The 17,829-nt window shown below is 62.2% G+C and carries 12 protein-coding genes; 4 read left to right on the top strand and 8 right to left on the bottom strand.

Annotated elements, in window-relative coordinates; translation table 11 throughout:
* The first annotated feature begins 201 nt into the window (after positions 1-201).
* The gene (locus E8L03_RS01565; protein WP_171266364.1) at positions 202-1,626 is read left to right on the top strand and encodes a flavocytochrome c; all 1,425 of its coding nucleotides are present in this window, start codon (positions 202-204) and stop codon (positions 1,624-1,626) included.
* 29 nt (positions 1,627-1,655) lie between these two features.
* Here E8L03_RS01565 and E8L03_RS01570 read toward each other — a convergent pair whose 3' ends face one another.
* Entirely contained in the window at positions 1,656-2,549 is an 894-nt protein-coding gene (locus tag E8L03_RS01570; RefSeq protein WP_171266365.1) for a hypothetical protein, read from the bottom strand.
* Between the two features lie 273 nt (positions 2,550-2,822).
* Here E8L03_RS01570 and E8L03_RS01575 point away from each other — a divergent pair, with 273 nt between their 5' ends.
* Entirely contained in the window at positions 2,823-3,245 is a 423-nt protein-coding gene (locus tag E8L03_RS01575) for a hypothetical protein (RefSeq protein WP_144306411.1), read from the top strand.
* A gap of 108 nt (positions 3,246-3,353) precedes the next feature.
* On the opposite strand, the gene E8L03_RS01580 is transcribed toward E8L03_RS01575, so the two are convergent.
* From E8L03_RS01580 to E8L03_RS01590, 3 genes are all read right to left on the bottom strand, one after another.
* Positions 3,354-3,860, bottom strand: a complete 507-nt coding sequence (locus tag E8L03_RS01580; protein ID WP_171266366.1) for an AbrB family transcriptional regulator — start codon at positions 3,858-3,860, stop codon at positions 3,354-3,356.
* A 338-nt stretch (positions 3,861-4,198) separates the two neighbouring features.
* Entirely contained in the window at positions 4,199-4,831 is a 633-nt protein-coding gene (locus tag E8L03_RS01585) for a hypothetical protein (RefSeq protein WP_171266367.1), read from the bottom strand.
* Positions 4,824-5,402: a hypothetical protein gene (locus E8L03_RS01590; RefSeq protein WP_171266368.1), complete on the bottom strand. Its 579-nt coding sequence runs from the start codon at positions 5,400-5,402 to the stop codon at positions 4,824-4,826. The genes E8L03_RS01585 and E8L03_RS01590 overlap by 8 nt, the downstream gene beginning before the upstream one ends.
* A gap of 370 nt (positions 5,403-5,772) precedes the next feature.
* Between E8L03_RS01590 and E8L03_RS01595 the strand changes: the two genes are divergently transcribed.
* On the top strand, positions 5,773-6,732 hold the full coding sequence (locus E8L03_RS01595) for a glycosyltransferase family 2 protein (protein ID WP_171266369.1): 960 nt from the start codon (positions 5,773-5,775) through the stop codon (positions 6,730-6,732).
* 9 nt (positions 6,733-6,741) lie between these two features.
* Here the strand turns inward: E8L03_RS01595 and E8L03_RS01600 are convergent, their stop codons facing one another.
* From E8L03_RS01600 to E8L03_RS01610, 3 genes are all read right to left on the bottom strand, one after another.
* Entirely contained in the window at positions 6,742-8,097 is a 1,356-nt protein-coding gene (locus E8L03_RS01600) for an oligosaccharide flippase family protein (RefSeq protein ID WP_167512562.1), read from the bottom strand.
* A gap of 451 nt (positions 8,098-8,548) precedes the next feature.
* Entirely contained in the window at positions 8,549-9,226 is a 678-nt protein-coding gene (locus tag E8L03_RS01605; RefSeq protein ID WP_144306417.1) for a DUF47 domain-containing protein, read from the bottom strand.
* A 44-nt stretch (positions 9,227-9,270) separates the two neighbouring features.
* Complete coding sequence (locus E8L03_RS01610; RefSeq protein ID WP_144306418.1) at positions 9,271-10,503, bottom strand: inorganic phosphate transporter; 1,233 nt, start codon at positions 10,501-10,503, stop codon at positions 9,271-9,273.
* Positions 10,504-10,819: 316 nt separating this feature from the next.
* Here E8L03_RS01610 and E8L03_RS01615 point away from each other — a divergent pair, with 316 nt between their 5' ends.
* The gene (locus tag E8L03_RS01615; RefSeq protein WP_171266370.1) at positions 10,820-12,457 is read left to right on the top strand and encodes a HAMP domain-containing sensor histidine kinase; all 1,638 of its coding nucleotides are present in this window, start codon (positions 10,820-10,822) and stop codon (positions 12,455-12,457) included.
* 179 nt (positions 12,458-12,636) lie between these two features.
* Here E8L03_RS01615 and E8L03_RS01620 read toward each other — a convergent pair whose 3' ends face one another.
* Positions 12,637-17,088 (bottom strand): hybrid sensor histidine kinase/response regulator, encoded by a 4,452-nt coding sequence (locus E8L03_RS01620; RefSeq protein WP_171266371.1) that lies wholly within the window; start codon positions 17,086-17,088, stop codon positions 12,637-12,639.
* Between the last annotated feature and the right edge of the window lie 741 nt (positions 17,089-17,829).

The raw sequence follows: 17,829 nt of genomic DNA on the forward strand, positions 1-17,829 counted from the left end.
CGCGCCTCGTTCTTACGGGGCGCGCGTTTTTTTGTGCCCTGGCACGCCGGGGAGCAACGCTCTCTTGGGACTCATATTTGGGGGATAACAACGTGTTCGGGGCAGCCTCCTCATGCCCGACCGACCTGTTCGATTCCTTGCCAGTTCCCACGCCCGGACAACACCGTTGCCGTCCCTGTCCGCTTGGTGCATGCTGGCAGAATGACCCCATTCCAGTCAGCGCACGAGGCAGAGTTCGCCGCCACCTTGGATGTTGTGGCGGATGTCCTGGTGGTCGGTTCCGGTTTCGCCGGGTTGACCGCGGCATTGACCGCGCGCCGGCTCGGGGCCACGGTCCATGTCATCGAGAAAATGAAGGGTCTGGGCGGCAACTCGGTGATCAGCGACGGCGTGATTGCCGCGGCCGGTACATCCTTTCAGAAGCGTCAGGGGATAGAGGACTCGCCCGAATCCATGCTCCGGGACATGCTGCGCGCAGGCCGCGGGCTCTCCCACGAGCCGTTGGCCCGCGCCGTGGCGTTCGGTTCTGCCGAGGCCTTTGAGTGGCTGCTGGAGCTGGGTGTGGCGTTCCAGGACAAGGTGGAACGCTCCGGCGGGCACGCCGCTTCCCGCGGCCATGTGGCCGGCAAGCACACCGGCGCGGCCATCATCCACCCGCTGCTCAGACATTGCCGCGAGGAGGGCGTGGCCATCGCCACGCAGACCGTGCTAGATGCGTTCGTAACCAACCAGAGCGGCCGCGTGGTGGGGCTGGACGTACGCGAGGGGCACGATTACCGCGACCTGGACTCTGGCACGCCGCGGCGCATCGGTGCGGCCAGGGCCGTGGTTCTGGCCTGCGGCGGTTTCGGCGCCGACGTGGCCTTCCGCAGCGTGCAGGACCCGAGGCTGGACGCCACGGTGGACACCACCAACAAGCCCAGCGCCCTGGCTCAGGGGCTCGTCGCGGCCATGCGGCTGGGCGCGGCTCCTGTGCAGCTTTCCCGCATCCAGCTCGGCCCCTGGGGCAGCCCGGACGAGAAAGGCTTCGGCACAGGCCCCGGCTTTGCCAGCTACGCGGCATTTCCCTATGGCCTGGTAGTGGACCCGACCACGGGCAAGCGGTTCATGAACGAGCTGGGCGACCGCAAGGCCCGCAGCGACGCGATTCTTGCGCTGGGTCACCCTGCCGTGTCCATCGCGGACGAGATGGCCTGTGAGGTGGCGAGCTACGACCCGGCCAAGGCGTTGCGGCGCGGCGTGGTGCGGCGTTTCGAGAGCACAGCCGAGCTGGGCGCGGCGTATGACATGCCCGTGGATGCGCTGGAACAGACCATCGACAGCTTTGCCGCGGGTGTGGCCAAGGGCGAGGATGCGGCGTTCGGCAAGTCGATCCTGGCGGATGCGCAGCCACCAAAGCCGCCGTTCTACGCCATGCGCACGTGGCCCAAGGTGCACTTCACCATGGGCGGCCTGCGTTCGGACGCCGAGGCGCGGGTTCTGGACTGCGACGGCCGGATCATACCGGGGCTCTATGCCGCCGGAGAGGTGGTCGGCGGGACCCACGGCGACAGCCGTCTGGGCAGCGCAGCCATTGCGGAGTGCATAGTCTTCGGCAGGATAGCGGGCCGCGCGGCAGCCCGTTGAAAATTTCACGCCGACTGCGGCTTTCAGTCTTATCCGAAGATGTCGAAGATTCGGTCCAGGTCCTCGTCCGGGTCAAAGCTGCCGTGGTCGGCTTCCATCACGGCCTGGTCGGGCAGGACCTCGGTGCGGCCGAACACGGCCAGGCAGGCGCGGTCGATGTCCATGATCGTGGCGCGGGTCTCATCGACGCTGATCTCCGGAATGCGCCGACCCTGCAGGAGCATGGTCTCCATGTTCGATCTTTTGAGGTCGCGCTCGAACTCCTGGAGCTCGCGCAGGGCGCGGGCCAGGGTCGCCTTGTGCATCTGCAGGCCGGCATAGACGGCCTCGTCGCTCTCCAGCCCGGAGAGCAGGGGGGCGAGCCGGCCGAACATGGTGAAGAAGGTCGGCGCGGAGCCGGAACGCCGGGCCAGGTCGCCCAGGAAGCGTGCCTGCGCCTCGGGCGTATCTTCGCCGCCCAGGTTGCGTTGCCGGCAGCGCACCAGCAGTCGTGTGGCCTGCTCCTCGTCCAGTCCCTCGGCTGCGCCTGCGGAAAGCTCCGGCCGCGGGACCCAACCCAAGCGCAGACGCCGGGCCAGCATCCGGCAATCGTCGGCATCCAGGGGCAGGCGCACCACGCCGAGCGCCGTCCTCACTGCCAGCACGGGCTTCAGCCCGGAAAGCGCCGCGGCCACGTCCGCCTCGTCCGTCTGATTTTCGCGTGCCTCGGCCTCCACGGCCATGCGCACTGCCTCGTCCGGTTCCAGCATGAACTCGCGCAGGGTCACGGCCTCGGCGTCATCGCCATTGAGCAGCGCGGCCAGCTCCTCGTCGCCCAGCGCGCCGTAGGTGGATTCTATGAAGTGGTGCGTCTCGTCGTCCATGGGGCGCTCTTCGCCCAGCCAGTCGCGCAGGACCTGGGCGATGCGCTGTGATGCGTCCATGAGAATGCTCCGGGTAGTTCGTCTGTCTGTTGCAGGGCGAGGAAGCCCGCGCCGTGGCAATTCGTGCGCTGTCTTCCTCGGGCGGACGCCGGGGGCAGGGCCCGGCCGGCGTGAATCAGTTTTCATAGCATGCGGTAGAGACGCTTGTGAAGCCGCGGCCGGGGGCCGGCATGACGACACGGCGGCGCGCTTTCCGCCCCACATCTTTCCTTGTGCAACATTTCCATTTTCTGCCTGAGTGATTATAAAGGGATAATGTGCAGAGTTATTGATATGCCAAGACAATGGTTCCAGATAGTTACATGCTGCCTGCTCCTGGTTTTCCTGGGGGGAGCGGCGCAGGCCCAAACGCAGACCCAGACGCCCGCGCAGAACGAAGAACAGCTCATGGTCTGGCTGCCAGAGGGGGCGAAGATTGTGCAGCGGCTGGTGCTGCCCAACAACATCGTCACGCGCGTTACCGCGCCGTTGCCGCCGGCCGATACGGTCGCCTTCTACTCGGAGCGGTTCAAGGAGGATGGCTGGGACCTGATCTCGGACTTTCAGACCGGTGACAGCTACCGTCTCTTTGCCATCAAGGGGCGGCGGGACGCCACGTTGAGCATCGATCCAGACGGCCGCGGCGGCAGCCGCATCCGTGCTTCTGTTTCCCGCACAGAGTGGCAACGCATCGAGCCGGGCGAGTCTGGTGAATGATTCTGCCCTTGTGTGGGCGATTCCATGCGTGCATTGGTTTGACCCAACCACGCAGGAGACTTCCAGCGTAAAGGGGTGCGTGTCCCGGTCTGTGTTCTGCCGGATTGGCTATCGCATCAGGTAGTTGAACAGCCTGAGCAGAAACGGGGCTGTTAAAATAACCAACACGATGCGCGTGAAGTGGAAGGCCAGGACCAGCGGCGTTTGTGCGTCGATGGAGGTGGACAGCCCGATCATGGCGGACAGTGCGCCGGGGTTGGTGCCCAGGAAGGCCGTGGAGGAATCCAGCAGGCCGAACCGCGCGTAGATGATGGCGATGACGAACCCCAGCACGATGAGCAGCGAGCTGGACACGAGGATGGGGCCGGCCAGCCGTTTGAGCTCCAACAGCATGCCCGGGTAGTACATGGTGCCCACGGTGATGCCGATGAGAATTTCCACGGCGAGCTTGACGTTGGAGGGCAGGGTGATGTCGGCGCCTTTCAATGCCTTGAACAGCATGACGGCCACCATGGCGCCGATGAGGCCGCCGCCGGGAAAGCCGGTGCGGTTGAGGAGTATGCCGCCGGCTGCGCCGGCTGCGACGATCAGGATGATATCGACAACAGAGGTCATGGCTGTGTTCTCCTGGAAGTTGCGCGAATGCGCATGGCCGCATCCACCCCCGGGGGTGTACGCCTGTAGACCACGTCCGGCAAGTGCGCATGGCCGAAACGCGCTACGGAGCAGCCGCAGGCCAAGGTCCCCATGACGGCGAACGAAGCGCGGCCTTCTCTCCGAATCCAGGCAGCCGGCATGCGATGTCTTTGGCCTGGATGCGCTGTATTGTCAGATTGTCAGCAGCAGGTGTGTCCAATATCATGGACAGCGTGGATGGGCGGCGCGGCCGTGGTGAAGACCGCACAATACATGACGTTGTCTGTCGCAAGTATGCCCGCCGGGACGTTGCGGTTCTAACGGCGGGGCAGGGACCCTCGCCCCTGGGGAGCGGACGGGGGGTGCTGGCCTCCGCCGCCGAGCTGGGCGCGCGGGGCAGGGCGTCCGTGGAATCCAGGCTTGTCGCCATAGCCGGACCTGTCTGGGTAGCCGTACCGCCGGTAGTACTGCCGCCGGAGGCGGTCCCGTTCCAGGCGGTCGCGGTTCCGCAATCCCCCGTAGTAGACGCCGTTGTACCAGTAGGTGTTGGGATATGGATCGGGCGGCGTGCGGTTGGCGCGCAGGTCCGCAATCTGTTGATCGATGGCCGCAATCTGCCGCTCCAGCTCGGCGATGTCTCGTTCCAATCTGCTCTTGTCCCGCTCGGCTTCCAGCCTGCGCTTCCGTTCCTCCTCCAGCCGCTGTTTCTGCGCTTCCTTCTCGTCCTGCTGCGCCTGCTCCGCCGCTGTGGGCGGCGGCAGGGACGGTCCCACGTCCAGACGCTGCTCCCCACCGCGCGGGTCATCCCAGATGATAACGTTGCGGCCGGACTCCTGTGCCAGGGCCACGGCAGCGGATATGACCACGAAGCAAGCGGCAAGGACGAGCAGCCCGGCGGCGCGCAGAACGCGGCAGGCAAGGGCGCCGGGATCTGCGCCGCGGCTACTCATCGGCAAGCTGCATCTGGAGGGCATGTCTGGTCACCTCCACGTTCATTTTCATTTCCGCCAGTATTTCCAGGTCGTTCCGCAGCTGGTTGATCTCGTACTTCAGCTGGATGCACTTTGCCTCGTTGCGGTTGAAGATGCGGTCCTGGCGGTATCGCTTGTAACTGATGTCGCGTTGGACGTCCTGCATGGCGCGGTCGATGGCGTCGCTGCGTTTACTCAGGGCCTCCAGGCGGGTCTGGGCGTACTTCGCGGGCCGGGCGTCCCTGGTGACGCCGGCGGTGGCCGTGCCATTGGTGTCCGGCGTAGGGATGTGCGTCCCGTTGCCCGCCGCGGCGTCCTCCAGGCTATCCGCAGGAGGGGCAATGGCGCCTGTCCCGCTCGGCGGGATGTCGTACTTTGCCATGACTATGGACTCGAGAACGCGCCGCTCGTAGGGGCCAGGCTCCTGCATGACGACGGAATGCATTTCGTCGCAGGGCTCGTCGTACCAGATGATGGTGTCGCCGGCGCGGAGAGGGGCGGCTGACAGCAGATATATGGCTGTGGCGATTGGGATAATGCGAAACATCATGATGGCGACTCCGGCATGGATAGCGGTTTGGCAATACGGTCACGCCGCTAATCCATGGAGTCTGAGCATAGCACTGCCGAGCGTCGGTGGGCAACCGCTGTCCGGAAAATCATTCAATAAACATATCGGGCGCCGGCGGTCCGGGCGGTGGCCTGCGGGCAGCGCCGGAACGGAGGACAGGGGGCGGCGGGCCAACGCTTCCGGGACGATGGCGCGTCGGATCTGTCGGCGTTATCCGGCCGGGCCGGGTCGTCGCGCTGGTATTGCGGTGGAATTCATGTACAATGTGGCGACTCGCAACCCGCGGAAGCAAACTGCGACATGACCGAGCATTGATGCACGCACCATACAACGGAGCCGGAACCAGACCATGCCGAAAGTTTCCATCATAATGCCAGCGTACAATTCCATGCCGTACATCAAGGAGAGCTATGAATCCGTGATGGCTCAGACGTACCAGGACTTCGAGCTGATTATTACGGACGATGGATCGACCGATAATTTTTCGGAATGGAGCGAGACAATCGATGATGAGCGCGTCACAGTCCTGCGCCAGCAGAATGCAGGAGCCAGCGCAGCGCGGAACAAGGGCATACAGATCGCATCCGGAGCATATCTCGCATTCATCGACGCCGATGATATATGGTATCCGACAAAGCTTGAAAAGCAGGTCACGCTGCTGGATAACAATGAAGAAGTTGGTCTTGTGTACACACATGTCCTCTCCATTGACGAAAATGGCGCGTCCAGAGACAAGGAGTATAAGTACTACCAGGAAGGATGGGTGTGGCGGGAGCTGCTCAAGGAGAACTTTCTGGTCTGCGGCAGCACGCCGGTCATACGCGCGGAATGCTTCGAGAAGGTCGGGCTGTTTGATACGGAGCTGAAGAACTGCAACGATAGAGACATGTGGATTCGCATTGCACGGCACTATCAGTTCGCCGTAGTGCCGGAGGTACTCGTGGAGTATCGCCAGTACGACACAAGCCTGTCCATGCAGTATGCGACGCGCGAGATCAGCATCAACCGCTTTCTCACCAAGGCGTCCAAGGATGCGCCGGAGGAGCTGCACGGTCGGGAGCTCGACCGCATCATGCGCGACGCGTTCAGCCAATCCTACAATGTGATGGCGTGGAAACCATTGCAGAGTGAACGCATGAGCTGGAAAGACGCCTGGCAATACTATGTGAAATCGATCCGCAAAAATCCGTCGTACGCGTTCTCCAAAGACAGCATACGCCTTGCCGCATCGCTGGCGCTTATCGGTATTGCAGGAAGAGACAGGTATAACGCATTCCGCAACAGTGTACGCAAGACGCTCAAGCCGTAACCCAGAGTTCTATGAATGGGTCGGCTTTGCACTCCGCAGCACTTCGACCACTATCTCGCGCGATGTCTTGCTGAATATGAACAGCATAGTCATGGAGACGATGTACACGACAAACGTTGGAATCGGCTTCATGAATACGCTGGCAACGAGCGGTATGGCTGAGAACAGGACGATGCCGAACGCCTTGCTGTAGTCGATGCCCGTGAGAACCCTGTGTGTATATCGCAGCAGGACAAAGACACTGAGCGTGGAGAAGAGCTGGCCTATGATGTAGCCCCAGATGCCGAACAGGTACATGCCGAGACACGCCGTGGAGTAGAGCAGCAGGAAGTAGGCAAGAAAGTGCAAGGCGATGGCGCCCAGCTTTTCGTAGAGCTTCAGAATGGTGATGTGCAGGTCGAACACCGAAAGGATGACGAACGCCAGGGCCACAGCCGGGAACAGCTTGGCGCTGACGAACCACTCTTCGCCGAACACGAGCGGAATGAGCCACGTGCTGAACACGGCGAACAGCGCCAGCGCCGGGCCGATCATCAGGGCCTGATAGGCCATGCCCTTGCTGGTCACGCGGGCCAGCCTCTCCTTGTCCGTGGCGAACTTGGACAGCACTCCCAGCGACATGAAGCGGGTAACCTGCCGCAGCAGTGAGAGCTGCTGCGTGAGGCGGACCGTGAGGTTGATGATGCCGGCGGCCCCGATGCCCAGGATGGGCGTGACGCCCAGGGGCACGAGCAGCACCTTGAGATTGCTCAGGGCCTGGGCGCCTGAGACCCGGAGGCCGAAGTTCAGCGCCGGCTTCAGATATTGTTTCTTGAGGTACAGCGAGATGGGGTAGGGCGCCTTTCGATACGCGAGAATGAACTTGGACAGCGATCCCACCATGAGCCCGATGATCGGGGCCCAGTAGGACGCGCCCAGAAAGACCAGGGTGAGCGAGGTGGTGTAGATGAACACCTGGCAGAGCATCTCGATGCCGCCGACGTAGGCGAAGTCGAGCTCGCGGCGCATGAGATTGATGGAGAAGCTGGCCAGCAGCTCAAAGAGCAGGGCGATGGAGACACAGCGGACAAGGGGCGTTATCTCCGGCTGGGTTGACGCCCAGGCAAGTATGGGCGCGGCAAGGGAAAACAGCGCGGCCAGAACGATGCCGAGCACCAGGTGGAGCGATGCAAGACTCCGAAGGGCATCATCGGAAATCTCTTGTTCCTTGACTATGTAATCCCCGGTTCCAAGGTCTGCGAACCAGAAGACGAAGAAGAAGTAGTTGAGCGTGATGGAGGCAATACCGTAGTTCACCGGACCCAGCATGCGGGCGATGACCATTGTGTTCGCGAAAGACAAGCCCATGTACGTGACTTGACGCATCGCGAGAACCTTTCCGCCTCTTTTTACTTTGGTGGCTATGTCCATAAGAAGAGCTTCAACTGGTGTCGCAGGGTGGAGGAGCAGGGGAAGATGTTATAGCGCAGGAGAATAGGAGTCTTTGTAGAATGGAGACACAGGACAGTATAATCAGTTGTGAAGATGGGCACTGGAAAATGGGCGTATTCGCAATTGTGTGCCATTATGTATATGCATGATGCTTTCAAGGACGAGTTCATCCAAGCATCATTGACGATATCACTTCTCCTCGGCAATTCAACATATTTTCTGCGGCTCCGCCAATAATCAGATGCGCGCCGTTTGATGCTGCCGGAGTAGAGCGGACGTTTGCCAAAGCGCCTGCGCGGTGGATGGCAGGCTTGAAGGAGGTCCCAAAACAAAACGGGCAGGGACTCTTCATCCCTGCCCGCTGCATTACACAAATATAGTACGCCTAGCGTGCGATCATCGCGCGCAGGAGATCGGCGCAGCCCTCGGTGTTGTGGCTCATGGAGAGAATGTCCTCGGCAAAGTGGATAAGCTGGTGGATATCCTTGAAGTCCATCTCCGAGTTGTAGATCGCAATGACGAGGGCACGCTTGGTCTGCGCCGCCTCCCTGTGCTGGTTGCGCACAGCGCGGATGGCGTCCTTGGCGCGGTTGCGGTCGTAATGCTCGCCGTGCAGAAAGCCCACAGTGGCCTCCAGGGCGGCCCGGAGCAGCTTCACCGTCTGGATGCACTCGCTCACCAGGTCGACCAGCCCCTGCTGGAACTCCTGGGGAATCTCGACGCGCCGCATGAGCAGCCAGTTCATGGCTCGCTGGCCCTCGTCCAGAATATTGTCCTGCATGCGCGTGTAGTTGAAGAACACCGTCTTATCCACAGGCATGAACAGGCCCATGGGCAAGTGATTGCGGATGCTCCGCTTGATCTTGTCCGCCTTGTCTTCCAGCTCGTCCACTTCGTTGGAGAGCTCCTTGAACTCGCGGCACACGCCCCCGCCGGAGATGTAGCACATCAGGGAATCCTCGATGGGCTCGCATCCCTGGGCGATCTTGTCGTAGTGCTCCATCAGCCGCTTCAGCGGTGAACGCGACGAAACAATTCCAAAAAAAGGTATACGCAATGACATGGTTGCCTCCTCATGACCGGCGACGGCCGATGTCAACATCTAGCTTAAGTAAGAGTCCATCTGAGAATCTGAAAAATGACAATGCTCGTAAATGCGGCAATCGGCACCGTGAGCAACCAGTAGAGTACTATCTTGCCCAGCACACGGAAGTCTACGGCTGCGAAACCGCGCGCCAGGCCCACGCCAACCACGGAACCCACAGCCGCGTGCGTGGTGGAGACCGGCATGCCCATGGAGGACGCCGCCAGAACCGTGGTGGCCGCGCCGAAGTCCACGGCGAAACCGCGCGTGTTTGTCAGCGTGGTAATGCGCTCGCCCACGGTGGCGATGACGCGGCGGCCGAAGATGGCGATGCCCATGGCGATGCCGGCTCCGCCTATGACGAGCAGGAAGATCGGCACATCCGCCTTGGGCAGCAGCTGGTGGTGCTTGGCGATCATGAAGATGGCGGCCACAGGACCGATGGCGTTGGCCACGTCGTTGGCGCCCTGGGACACGGCCACGTAGCATGAGGTGCCAATCTGCATGCGGCGGAAGATGCACTCCACGCCGTCCACGCTGTCTTCCATCTTATCACACAGGCGATTGATGACTATGCGGCCCAGCAGCCAGGCCACGGCGCACACGCCAAGGGTGATCGCGAGGCTGACCGGGAGCGGCAGGTGCAGGGACTTGCCGGCCGGCGTCTTGTACATGAAGGAAAGCATCAGCAGCAGCATGGTGAAGGCTATCCAGCGCGGAGCCCAGCGCCGTGAACTCTCGATCAGGTTCGGCCTGATCAGGATGCGCGAGCGGATGAGCGTGAACACGCCGTAGGCGATGAGTCCGCCGAAGAACGGCGAGATGATCCAGGAGAGCACGACGCTGATCATGGTTCCCCAGTTTACCACGCCGGGACCGCCGGCCACCAGGCCGAAGCCCAGGATGGAGCCTACGATGGAGTGGGTGGAAGAAACCGGCAGCGATGTGAGTGTGGCGACAAGCACCCAGAGCGACGCAGACACCAGTGCGGCGAACATACCGAGCATGATGATCGTGGGATCATTGATGATATCCGGGTTGATGATACCCTTGCTGATGGTCGCTGTCACGTGGGAGCCGAGGAAGACTGCGCCGACGAAGTTGAGAATGCCGGCTATGTACACCGCCTGTTTGACCGTGATCGCCCGCGCGCCCACGGCCGAGGCCATGGAGTTCGCAACGTCGTTGGCCCCCAGGTTGAAGGCCATGAGCAGTCCTGCGCCGATGGAGAGGACAAGGAAGATGTCGAAAAGCATGGGCGGGATGGTAATCGGGATAGTTTTGTTACATTTAGGTGACAATTGGGTGGCGCAGTGTTGACGGCCGCCAGAACCAAAAAGTATGAATCTGCTACAATTCACGAAAATGCTGGTCAACTAAAATATTTGCTTTGACCAGGAAGAGGTTTTCTTAATGACACGTTATTCTTTTCGATCCAGGATATTTATCACATTCCTCGTTCTTGTTCTGGCTTTCGTGGCGCTCACAGTTTTTTTGTACGGGCGAAGGCTGGACACGCAGCTGCGCGATGAGACGGTAAAACGCGCGAGGCGGAACCTGGAGCTGGTGTCCATGCTGATGGACGACCGCGACAAGGCCTCCACGGAAGAGAGCCTGGACGCCTGGGTCACGCGCGTGGGCTCCAAGCTGGGCTTCCGCATCACATACATGGAGAACGGTCATGTGCTGGCCGACTCCAACGTGCCGGCCGCCGAGGTCCCCGATATGGAGGATCACTCCACAAGACCGGAGGTCATCGAGGCGCTCGACTCGGGCGTGGGGTTCTCGCAGCGGCACAGCGCCACTCTGGACAAGGACCTGATCTACGCGGCCAAGAAGCTGCCCGGCGGCGTGCTGCGCCTGGCCGTGCCCATGGCCGATGTGGAGGCCCGCCGCGCCGCCATGCTCTCCATCCTCTGGTGGTCCATGCCGCTGGCCGTGCTGGCCGCCTTGCTCATAGGACTTCTGCTCTCGCGTTCGCTCACGCGGTCCATCAGCGCATTCTCGGCCGCGGCGCGGGCCATCGGCGAAGGCCGCTACGGCGACCGCCTGCGGGTCTACCCCGGCAGTGAGTTCAAGCAGCTGGCCGAGGCCGTGAACCGTATGGCCTCCGACATCCAGACCAACATCCAGAAGCTGCAGGACGAGCAGGGCCAGCGCGCCGCGCTTTTCGACTCCCTGAGTGAGGGTGTGCTCATTGTGGACGGCAGCGGCAAGATCCGCGACTGGAATCCGGCTTTCGCGAACATGGTCCCGGGCGAGACGCTCCGCCAGGGCAGGACGCTGCTCGAAGTCATCATGGAGCCGCGGTTGCAGAATCTGGTGGACGAGATGAGCGCTGATCCCGAGTACTCCGGAACGCGGCTTCTGAGCTTCCACTATGCGGAGCGCGACCTTGATGTCATCGTGGAGCCCTTCAGGGACAACGGCGGCGGCCGCAATACGGTCATCGTGCTGCGCGACACGACCGAGGTGCGCCGTCTGGAGTCCATCCGCAGCGACTTCGTGGCCAACGTGTCGCACGAGCTGCGCACCCCGCTGACCAATATCCGCGGCTACGCCGAGACCCTGATGGATATGGAGGGCCTGCCCGAAAACTGTGGCAAGTTTCTGGCTGTCATTCTCAAGAATATCGGCCAGATGACGCTCATCGTCTCGGACCTGCTGCAGCTCACGCGGCTGGAGCACGACGACGGGGAGGTGGAGTCCACGCCCATCCGGGTCTCTCCCGTTCTGGACGAGGCCTTCACCACCCTGGAGTACGCGGCGCGCGACAAGGAGCTGCGCATCGAGCGCGACATCGCGCCGGAGGCGGAGCTCGTGCTGGCGGACCGCCAGGGGCTGGAGACCGTGTTCCGCAACCTTCTGGACAACGCTATCCGCTACAGTCCCAAGGGCCAGGCGGTTCAGATCCGGGGCATGCGCGAGGGTGACACCTGCGTGTTCGAGGTACGCGACTTCGGCCCCGGCATTCCCCGCGGCCATGAGAAGCGCATCTTCGAGCGTTTTTACCGTGCTCCGGAGGTGGGCAATGCCCAGCGCGGCGGCTCCGGCCTGGGGCTCGCCCTGTGCCAGCACTCTCTGCGCGCCCACGGCGGCGGCATCGAGCTGGTCACGCCGGATGACGGCCCCGGCGCCCTGTTCCGCTTCACACTGCGCGCCGCCGACGGCGAGGCTGCGGAGTCCGGAGCCAAGGAGACCTCGGCCTAGAAGGAGAAGGGAAAGGCGTCTTCCACATCCAGATGCGCGGGCCGTTGGAACTGCCGGAGCGCCGGAGTCGGGAAAGGGAAAGGGCCCTGATTCGCGGCGTTCCGAACCGCGCGCGACGTAAGGTTTCCGGTGCAGGAACGTGCAGGCCGCGCCTGCGTACGTCAGGATGTGGAACGATCCTACGATGTGGAATCAAGGGTCTGGCGGACAAGGCGCTGCAGCTCCTCCAGATCCACAGGCTTGGCCAGATAGCTGTCCATGCCTGCTTCGAGGAACTTTTGCCGGTCGCCCATCATGGCGCACGCCGTTAGCGCGATGATGGGCACGCGCATGTTGCCGGGCCCGGCCTTGCCTTCGCGTATGGCCCTGGTGGCGGCCACGCCGTCCATCACGGGCATCTGTACATCCATGAGCACGCAGTCCACGGCGTTCTCGGCCAGCACGCGGATCGCTTCTTTGCCGTTGTGCGCCGCGAGGGTGTTGTGGCCGGACTTCACCAGCATCCTGCTGATCGAGAACATGTTGACTTCGTCATCCTCCACCACGAGGACTGTCGATCTGGCCGCGACCTGCGGCGCCTGCAACGGCAGCTCCTCCGGCGCCTCCGGGGTCTGCTGCACCTGGCCGAAGGGAATGGATATGTACATGATGGTTCCGGTGTCGGAGCCGTTGTCGATGGCAAGCTCGCCGCCCAGCATCTCGACCAGGCGGCGGACTATGGACAGACCAAGCCCTGCGCCCTGGTGCTTGCGGATGAACGAGCTTTCCGCCTGCACGAATGGGGCGAAGATCTGCTCCAGCATCTCGTCCGGGATGCCGGGGCCGGTGTCCCGGATGACGAAAAGGATGCGCTGCTGGTTGCCTTGTGTATAGGGCAGGGGCATGGCGTGCACCCAGACGCCGCCTTGCTCGGTGAACTTGATGGCGTTCCCTACGATGTTGAAAAGAATTTGCCGCAGCCGGGTCTCGTCGCCAATCACGTTCCTGGGGAGGCCGGGGCTTAACTCGAACCGCAGGGTCAGCCCCTTGTTGCGAGCGTTCAGCTCGAACACGTCGAGCGCGGCCCGCTGGAGATCCGCCAGCTCAAAGGGAGCTTCCTGCAGGCTGAACTTGCCGGCCTCTATCCGTGACAGGTCCAGGATGTCGGACAGTAGATCCGTGAGCCGTCTGGAGGACGTCACCGCGGTCTTCACATAGTCCTCCTGCTCTTCGGTCAGGACCGTGGTCTCCAGGAGCTGAAGCATGCCCAGCACGCCGTTCATGGGGGTGCGGATCTCATGGCTCATGTTGGCCAGAAACTCCGACTTGGCGTGGGTGGCCGCCTCGGCCTGCTCCTTGGCCCGCAGCAGCTGCTCCTCGCTCTCCCGCAGGTTCTCCTCGATCTTCTTGCGGTGGGCCACTTCCTCGCGCAGATGCGATGTGGCCTCGCCCAGCTCCGTGGCCTGGCGCTCTGCAAGCTGGAGCTTTTCGTTGACCGACGATTCGTAGAAATGGAAACGCAACAGATTCATCTGGCGTTGGATGATCACGGCCTGCGTACGCGCCAAGGCGTCGTTCGGGGTGCGCATGGCCGCGGCGTTACCAGGGAAAGCGGCAGATGCCAGGGCGGCGAACTCTTCCTCCATTCTGGCCTGCTTGGCTCGTGCGCCCCAACGGCCGTAGCCGCTGTAGGCCTGCTGCAGGTAGGAAAGGGCAACCATCGTATTGCCGCGATTTTTCCAGAACATCGAGGCGCGCTCATTGGCAAAGGCTTCCCATTGCAGGAACCCGGAGGCGGCTGCGGCTGTCATGGCCTGTTCGTACAGGGGAATGGCCTCGGCAATGGCGCCGTGGATGCGGGCGATCTCGGCCCGCGCCAGCAGGTAGACGTGCTCGAAGTTGGAGGGGTTGTGTTCCGACCAGGAGTGCAGCCTGCCGAGGGATTCTTCCAGCTGATGGTCCCACGCCCGTTGCTGCTCTGCATCCGCGTCGCTGTATAGCCCCGTGAGGATGAACAGGGTGGTGATCAGATGCTCCGGCCACGGCAGGAGTCCTTGCGTGCCGACCGTGTAGATGATGGGGGCTGCCTTCTGGGCCATGACCAGGGCTTTGTCCAGGTCGCCCATGAACAGGTGGAACGAAGCGCGCAGCACCTTGTGGATGCACAGGACCTGGATATTGTTGTGCTCTGTTACCCGCCGCAGGTAGGCGTCTTCGTCCCAGGCGCCTTCCGGATTGGCCCTGGCCAGCTCAAGGAAGATGCCGATGCCGCCTTCCAGCAGGTCGATGGCCCAGAGGTTCAGCCGGGTCCTGCTGAACGCCAGGGACTGCTCCGATTCGTTGATGAGCAGGGGCAGGGCCGTGCCCTGATAGTAGCGGCAGTACATGTTGTGGCCAAAGGCGTATGCAGCGTACTGCAGGTTGCCGGACTGCAATCCGATCTCATAGGCCGAGCCGTAGTCCGTGCTGCTATTGGCAAGGGAGGAGAACCAGAAACGCGCCGAGCTGCCGATCATCAGGTAGAAAACGCTCTGGTCGGATGGCGAGTGGAACTTCGTGGTCATCAGACGCTCGGCCAGATCGGTAAATGCGCGGGCGGTCTCGAAGTCGTTGCGCACCCAGATGAGCAACCCGGCGAAGGCGGTGTGGCTGTAGCCGATCTGGGGCAGGTTGCCGTGGCGCAAAGTAAGGCCGACCACCATGGGGACCAGGACGGACCAGAGCTTCTGGTGGGAACGGTAGCACGGCGGCCCCATGGTGATGAGCAGCTTGGCGGCCGTGCGCATCTCCGGGTGGGTCATCTCGGGCAGGTCGTACAGCGACTCCACGCTACGGCCCTCCAGCTCCTGGAACACCTCGTCTATGGCCTGGTCCCGCCTGGCGTCGAAGTCGTCCTCGGGCAGGGTGATGCCCAACAACGCCAGGCCCTCCCGGCCGGCCTCTATGGCCTCCGCATACCTGGCCTGCAGCGTGTTCTGGATGATGAGGATATTGATGACCTCGGCCTTTTCCACTGCAGAGCCGGCGCGCGAAACGGCCAGCCGGATGTGGTCTTTGGCCAGGTTGGGATCGCCTTCCAGAAACTCGCTCTCTGCCCACTCCTTGTACAGCCCCATGCAGAGGCCGTGGCGTTCTTGCCACATGTATTCCGAGAATGCCTCGTCGTTGAACAGGCTGCCGGCGGTGCGGTGGTATTGCAGGGCGGAGTCGTAAGCGATGGCCGCCTTTGCCTTGCGCGCGGCTGTGACGTTCAGCTCCACCACCGTGGCTTTTTCCTCGGTGTCCTGGATGAAGGGTATGCCGGCGTTCAGGTGGTCCACCACCTCGAAGATGCGATCGATAATGTTGTTTTGATCGAGCTTGGAGAGCAGCAACCGGCCGATGTAGAGCTTGGTCCATGGCAGCTTCCGCTCGTCGATCAGGCTGTGCGCGGCTTGCTGGACGCGGTCGTGCACGAACATCAGCTCGGTAGGATCGCCGTCCTTTGTCTGGGTATGGCCGACAGGCACGAGCAGGCCGTGCGCCAGCTCGTGGCCCAGCAGCTCCAGGCACTGCTTTGGCGTGGTCTGGTTGACGATGGCGAGGAGCCCCAGATCGAATCGGTTGCCCAGGCATGCCGCGCGGGCCATGATGTCCTGATGTGTGGAAGGGAGCCGGGAGAGCTGCCTGGCAAAGAGGTCCACCACGTCCCGCGGCAGGTTCTCTTCCCGGAAATCCTCTTTGTTCCAGCGCCAGACCGCGGCGCCCTCGTCGTACCGCACCATCGCGGAGTCATGGATGTAGTTGAGGAATGCCCGCATGTAGAACGGGTTGCCGTGCGTATGCTGGAACACGAGCTCCGCAAGCGCGCCGCCATCCATAATGCGCGGAGCCAGGGTGGAGTGGACGAAGCGGGCAACCTCTGGCTGGCCGAGGCTTCGTATCGACAGGGTTTCCACGGGCACGTTCTGACGGGTGATGTCGCCGAGGACGAGCCTGAAGGGGTGCGAGTCGTCCACCTCGTTGTCACGGTATGCGGCGATGAGCAGGAAGTAGCGCAACGACTTGCCGATGCGCAGCTGTCTGAGGAGATCGAGAGACGCCGTATCAGCCCACTGCCAGTCATCCAGAAACAGGACAAGGGGTGTTTCCGGCCGGCTGAACACGCCCAGGAAATTCCGGATGATGTTGGCGAAGCGGTGCCTTGCCTCCAGCGGCGTTATCTCCGGCACGGGCGGCTGCGGCCCGAGAAAGTCCTCCAGCGAAGGCGCCAGATCGATCAACAGCTGGCCATGGGGACCCACGGCGTGCGATGTGTTCTGCCGGAGCTCCTCCCGCTGCGGATCGTCCAGCCCCAGGATGGAGTCGCATAGATCCATCATGGCCTGGCGGATGGCGAAGTATGGCACGCCCTTCTGGTACTGGTTGAACTTGCCTCTGCAGAAAATGCCGTTGCGCTCATGCAGGATCGAGGACGCCTTGTCCACCAGCGCGGTCTTGCCCACTCCGGATTGTCCGGGCACGAGCAGGAGCTGGCCGCGGCCCAGGCTGGACTGCTCGAAGGTCTGCAGCAGAAAGCCGAGCTCGCGTTCACGCCCCAGCAGATCATCCGAGATGTGCAGGCGAGTCCTTGTCTGAACGATGGCGGGGGGCGAGGTGTCTAGCATACGCATGAAACCTTTATCGGCAGCTTTTTCGATTGAACTAGACTTCTTTGTCTAGAAAATATCAATGGGCGTATAACAGGTTGGCGCGACTAGCCTAATTGGTGCAGATGAAGCACTCTGGTTATTCGGCCAAACATGGAACCGGCTGGTTTCACAGCGCAAGCCCATTGACATGAATCGGTGCGCCGCCCCCCTGGGCGCACATGCAGTAGAGTACTGCATTGAGCCATGATTCTTAGCATCGGCTATGGTGGAGCTCAAGAACAAATACAAAATTCCATACAATCTATTGATGGATGCGAGGCGTTGCTGCGTCGGTGTATGCCAGGCCCCGGTACAGCCGCCGGCGGGGCGTGGTCCGCGCGTGTGCGCCGCGCGATTTTTCATATTGAAATAATCGGTGCAATCGTTGAAGGTTCTCAATACGAGTTCCAGAGCAGAAAGGTTCGAGGGCGGGCGGATTTCATGGTATGGTCGTTCATGTGCCAGCGCGCACAGGGCGGCACGGGCGCATATCTGGCGTATGGACGCAGGCAGTGTCCGGCGCGGGGGGATCCGTCACCGGGGGGAGCCATGGGCAAGGTCGTCAGCTATATACTTTCCGTCTGTTTCGTGGCGGGGGCGCTGTACCTCTTCACGGTGGACAGCCTTTTTCCGCACGGCGTGGACTTATCCACCATACGCACAGCCGTGACGCAGCAGCTCGCCATACTGACGGGGCAGCCGGCGGACGCGTCGCAAACCGCT

This window comes from Oceanidesulfovibrio marinus, assembly GCF_013085545.1.
Classification (GTDB): Bacteria; Desulfobacterota; Desulfovibrionia; order Desulfovibrionales; family Desulfovibrionaceae; genus Oceanidesulfovibrio; species Oceanidesulfovibrio marinus.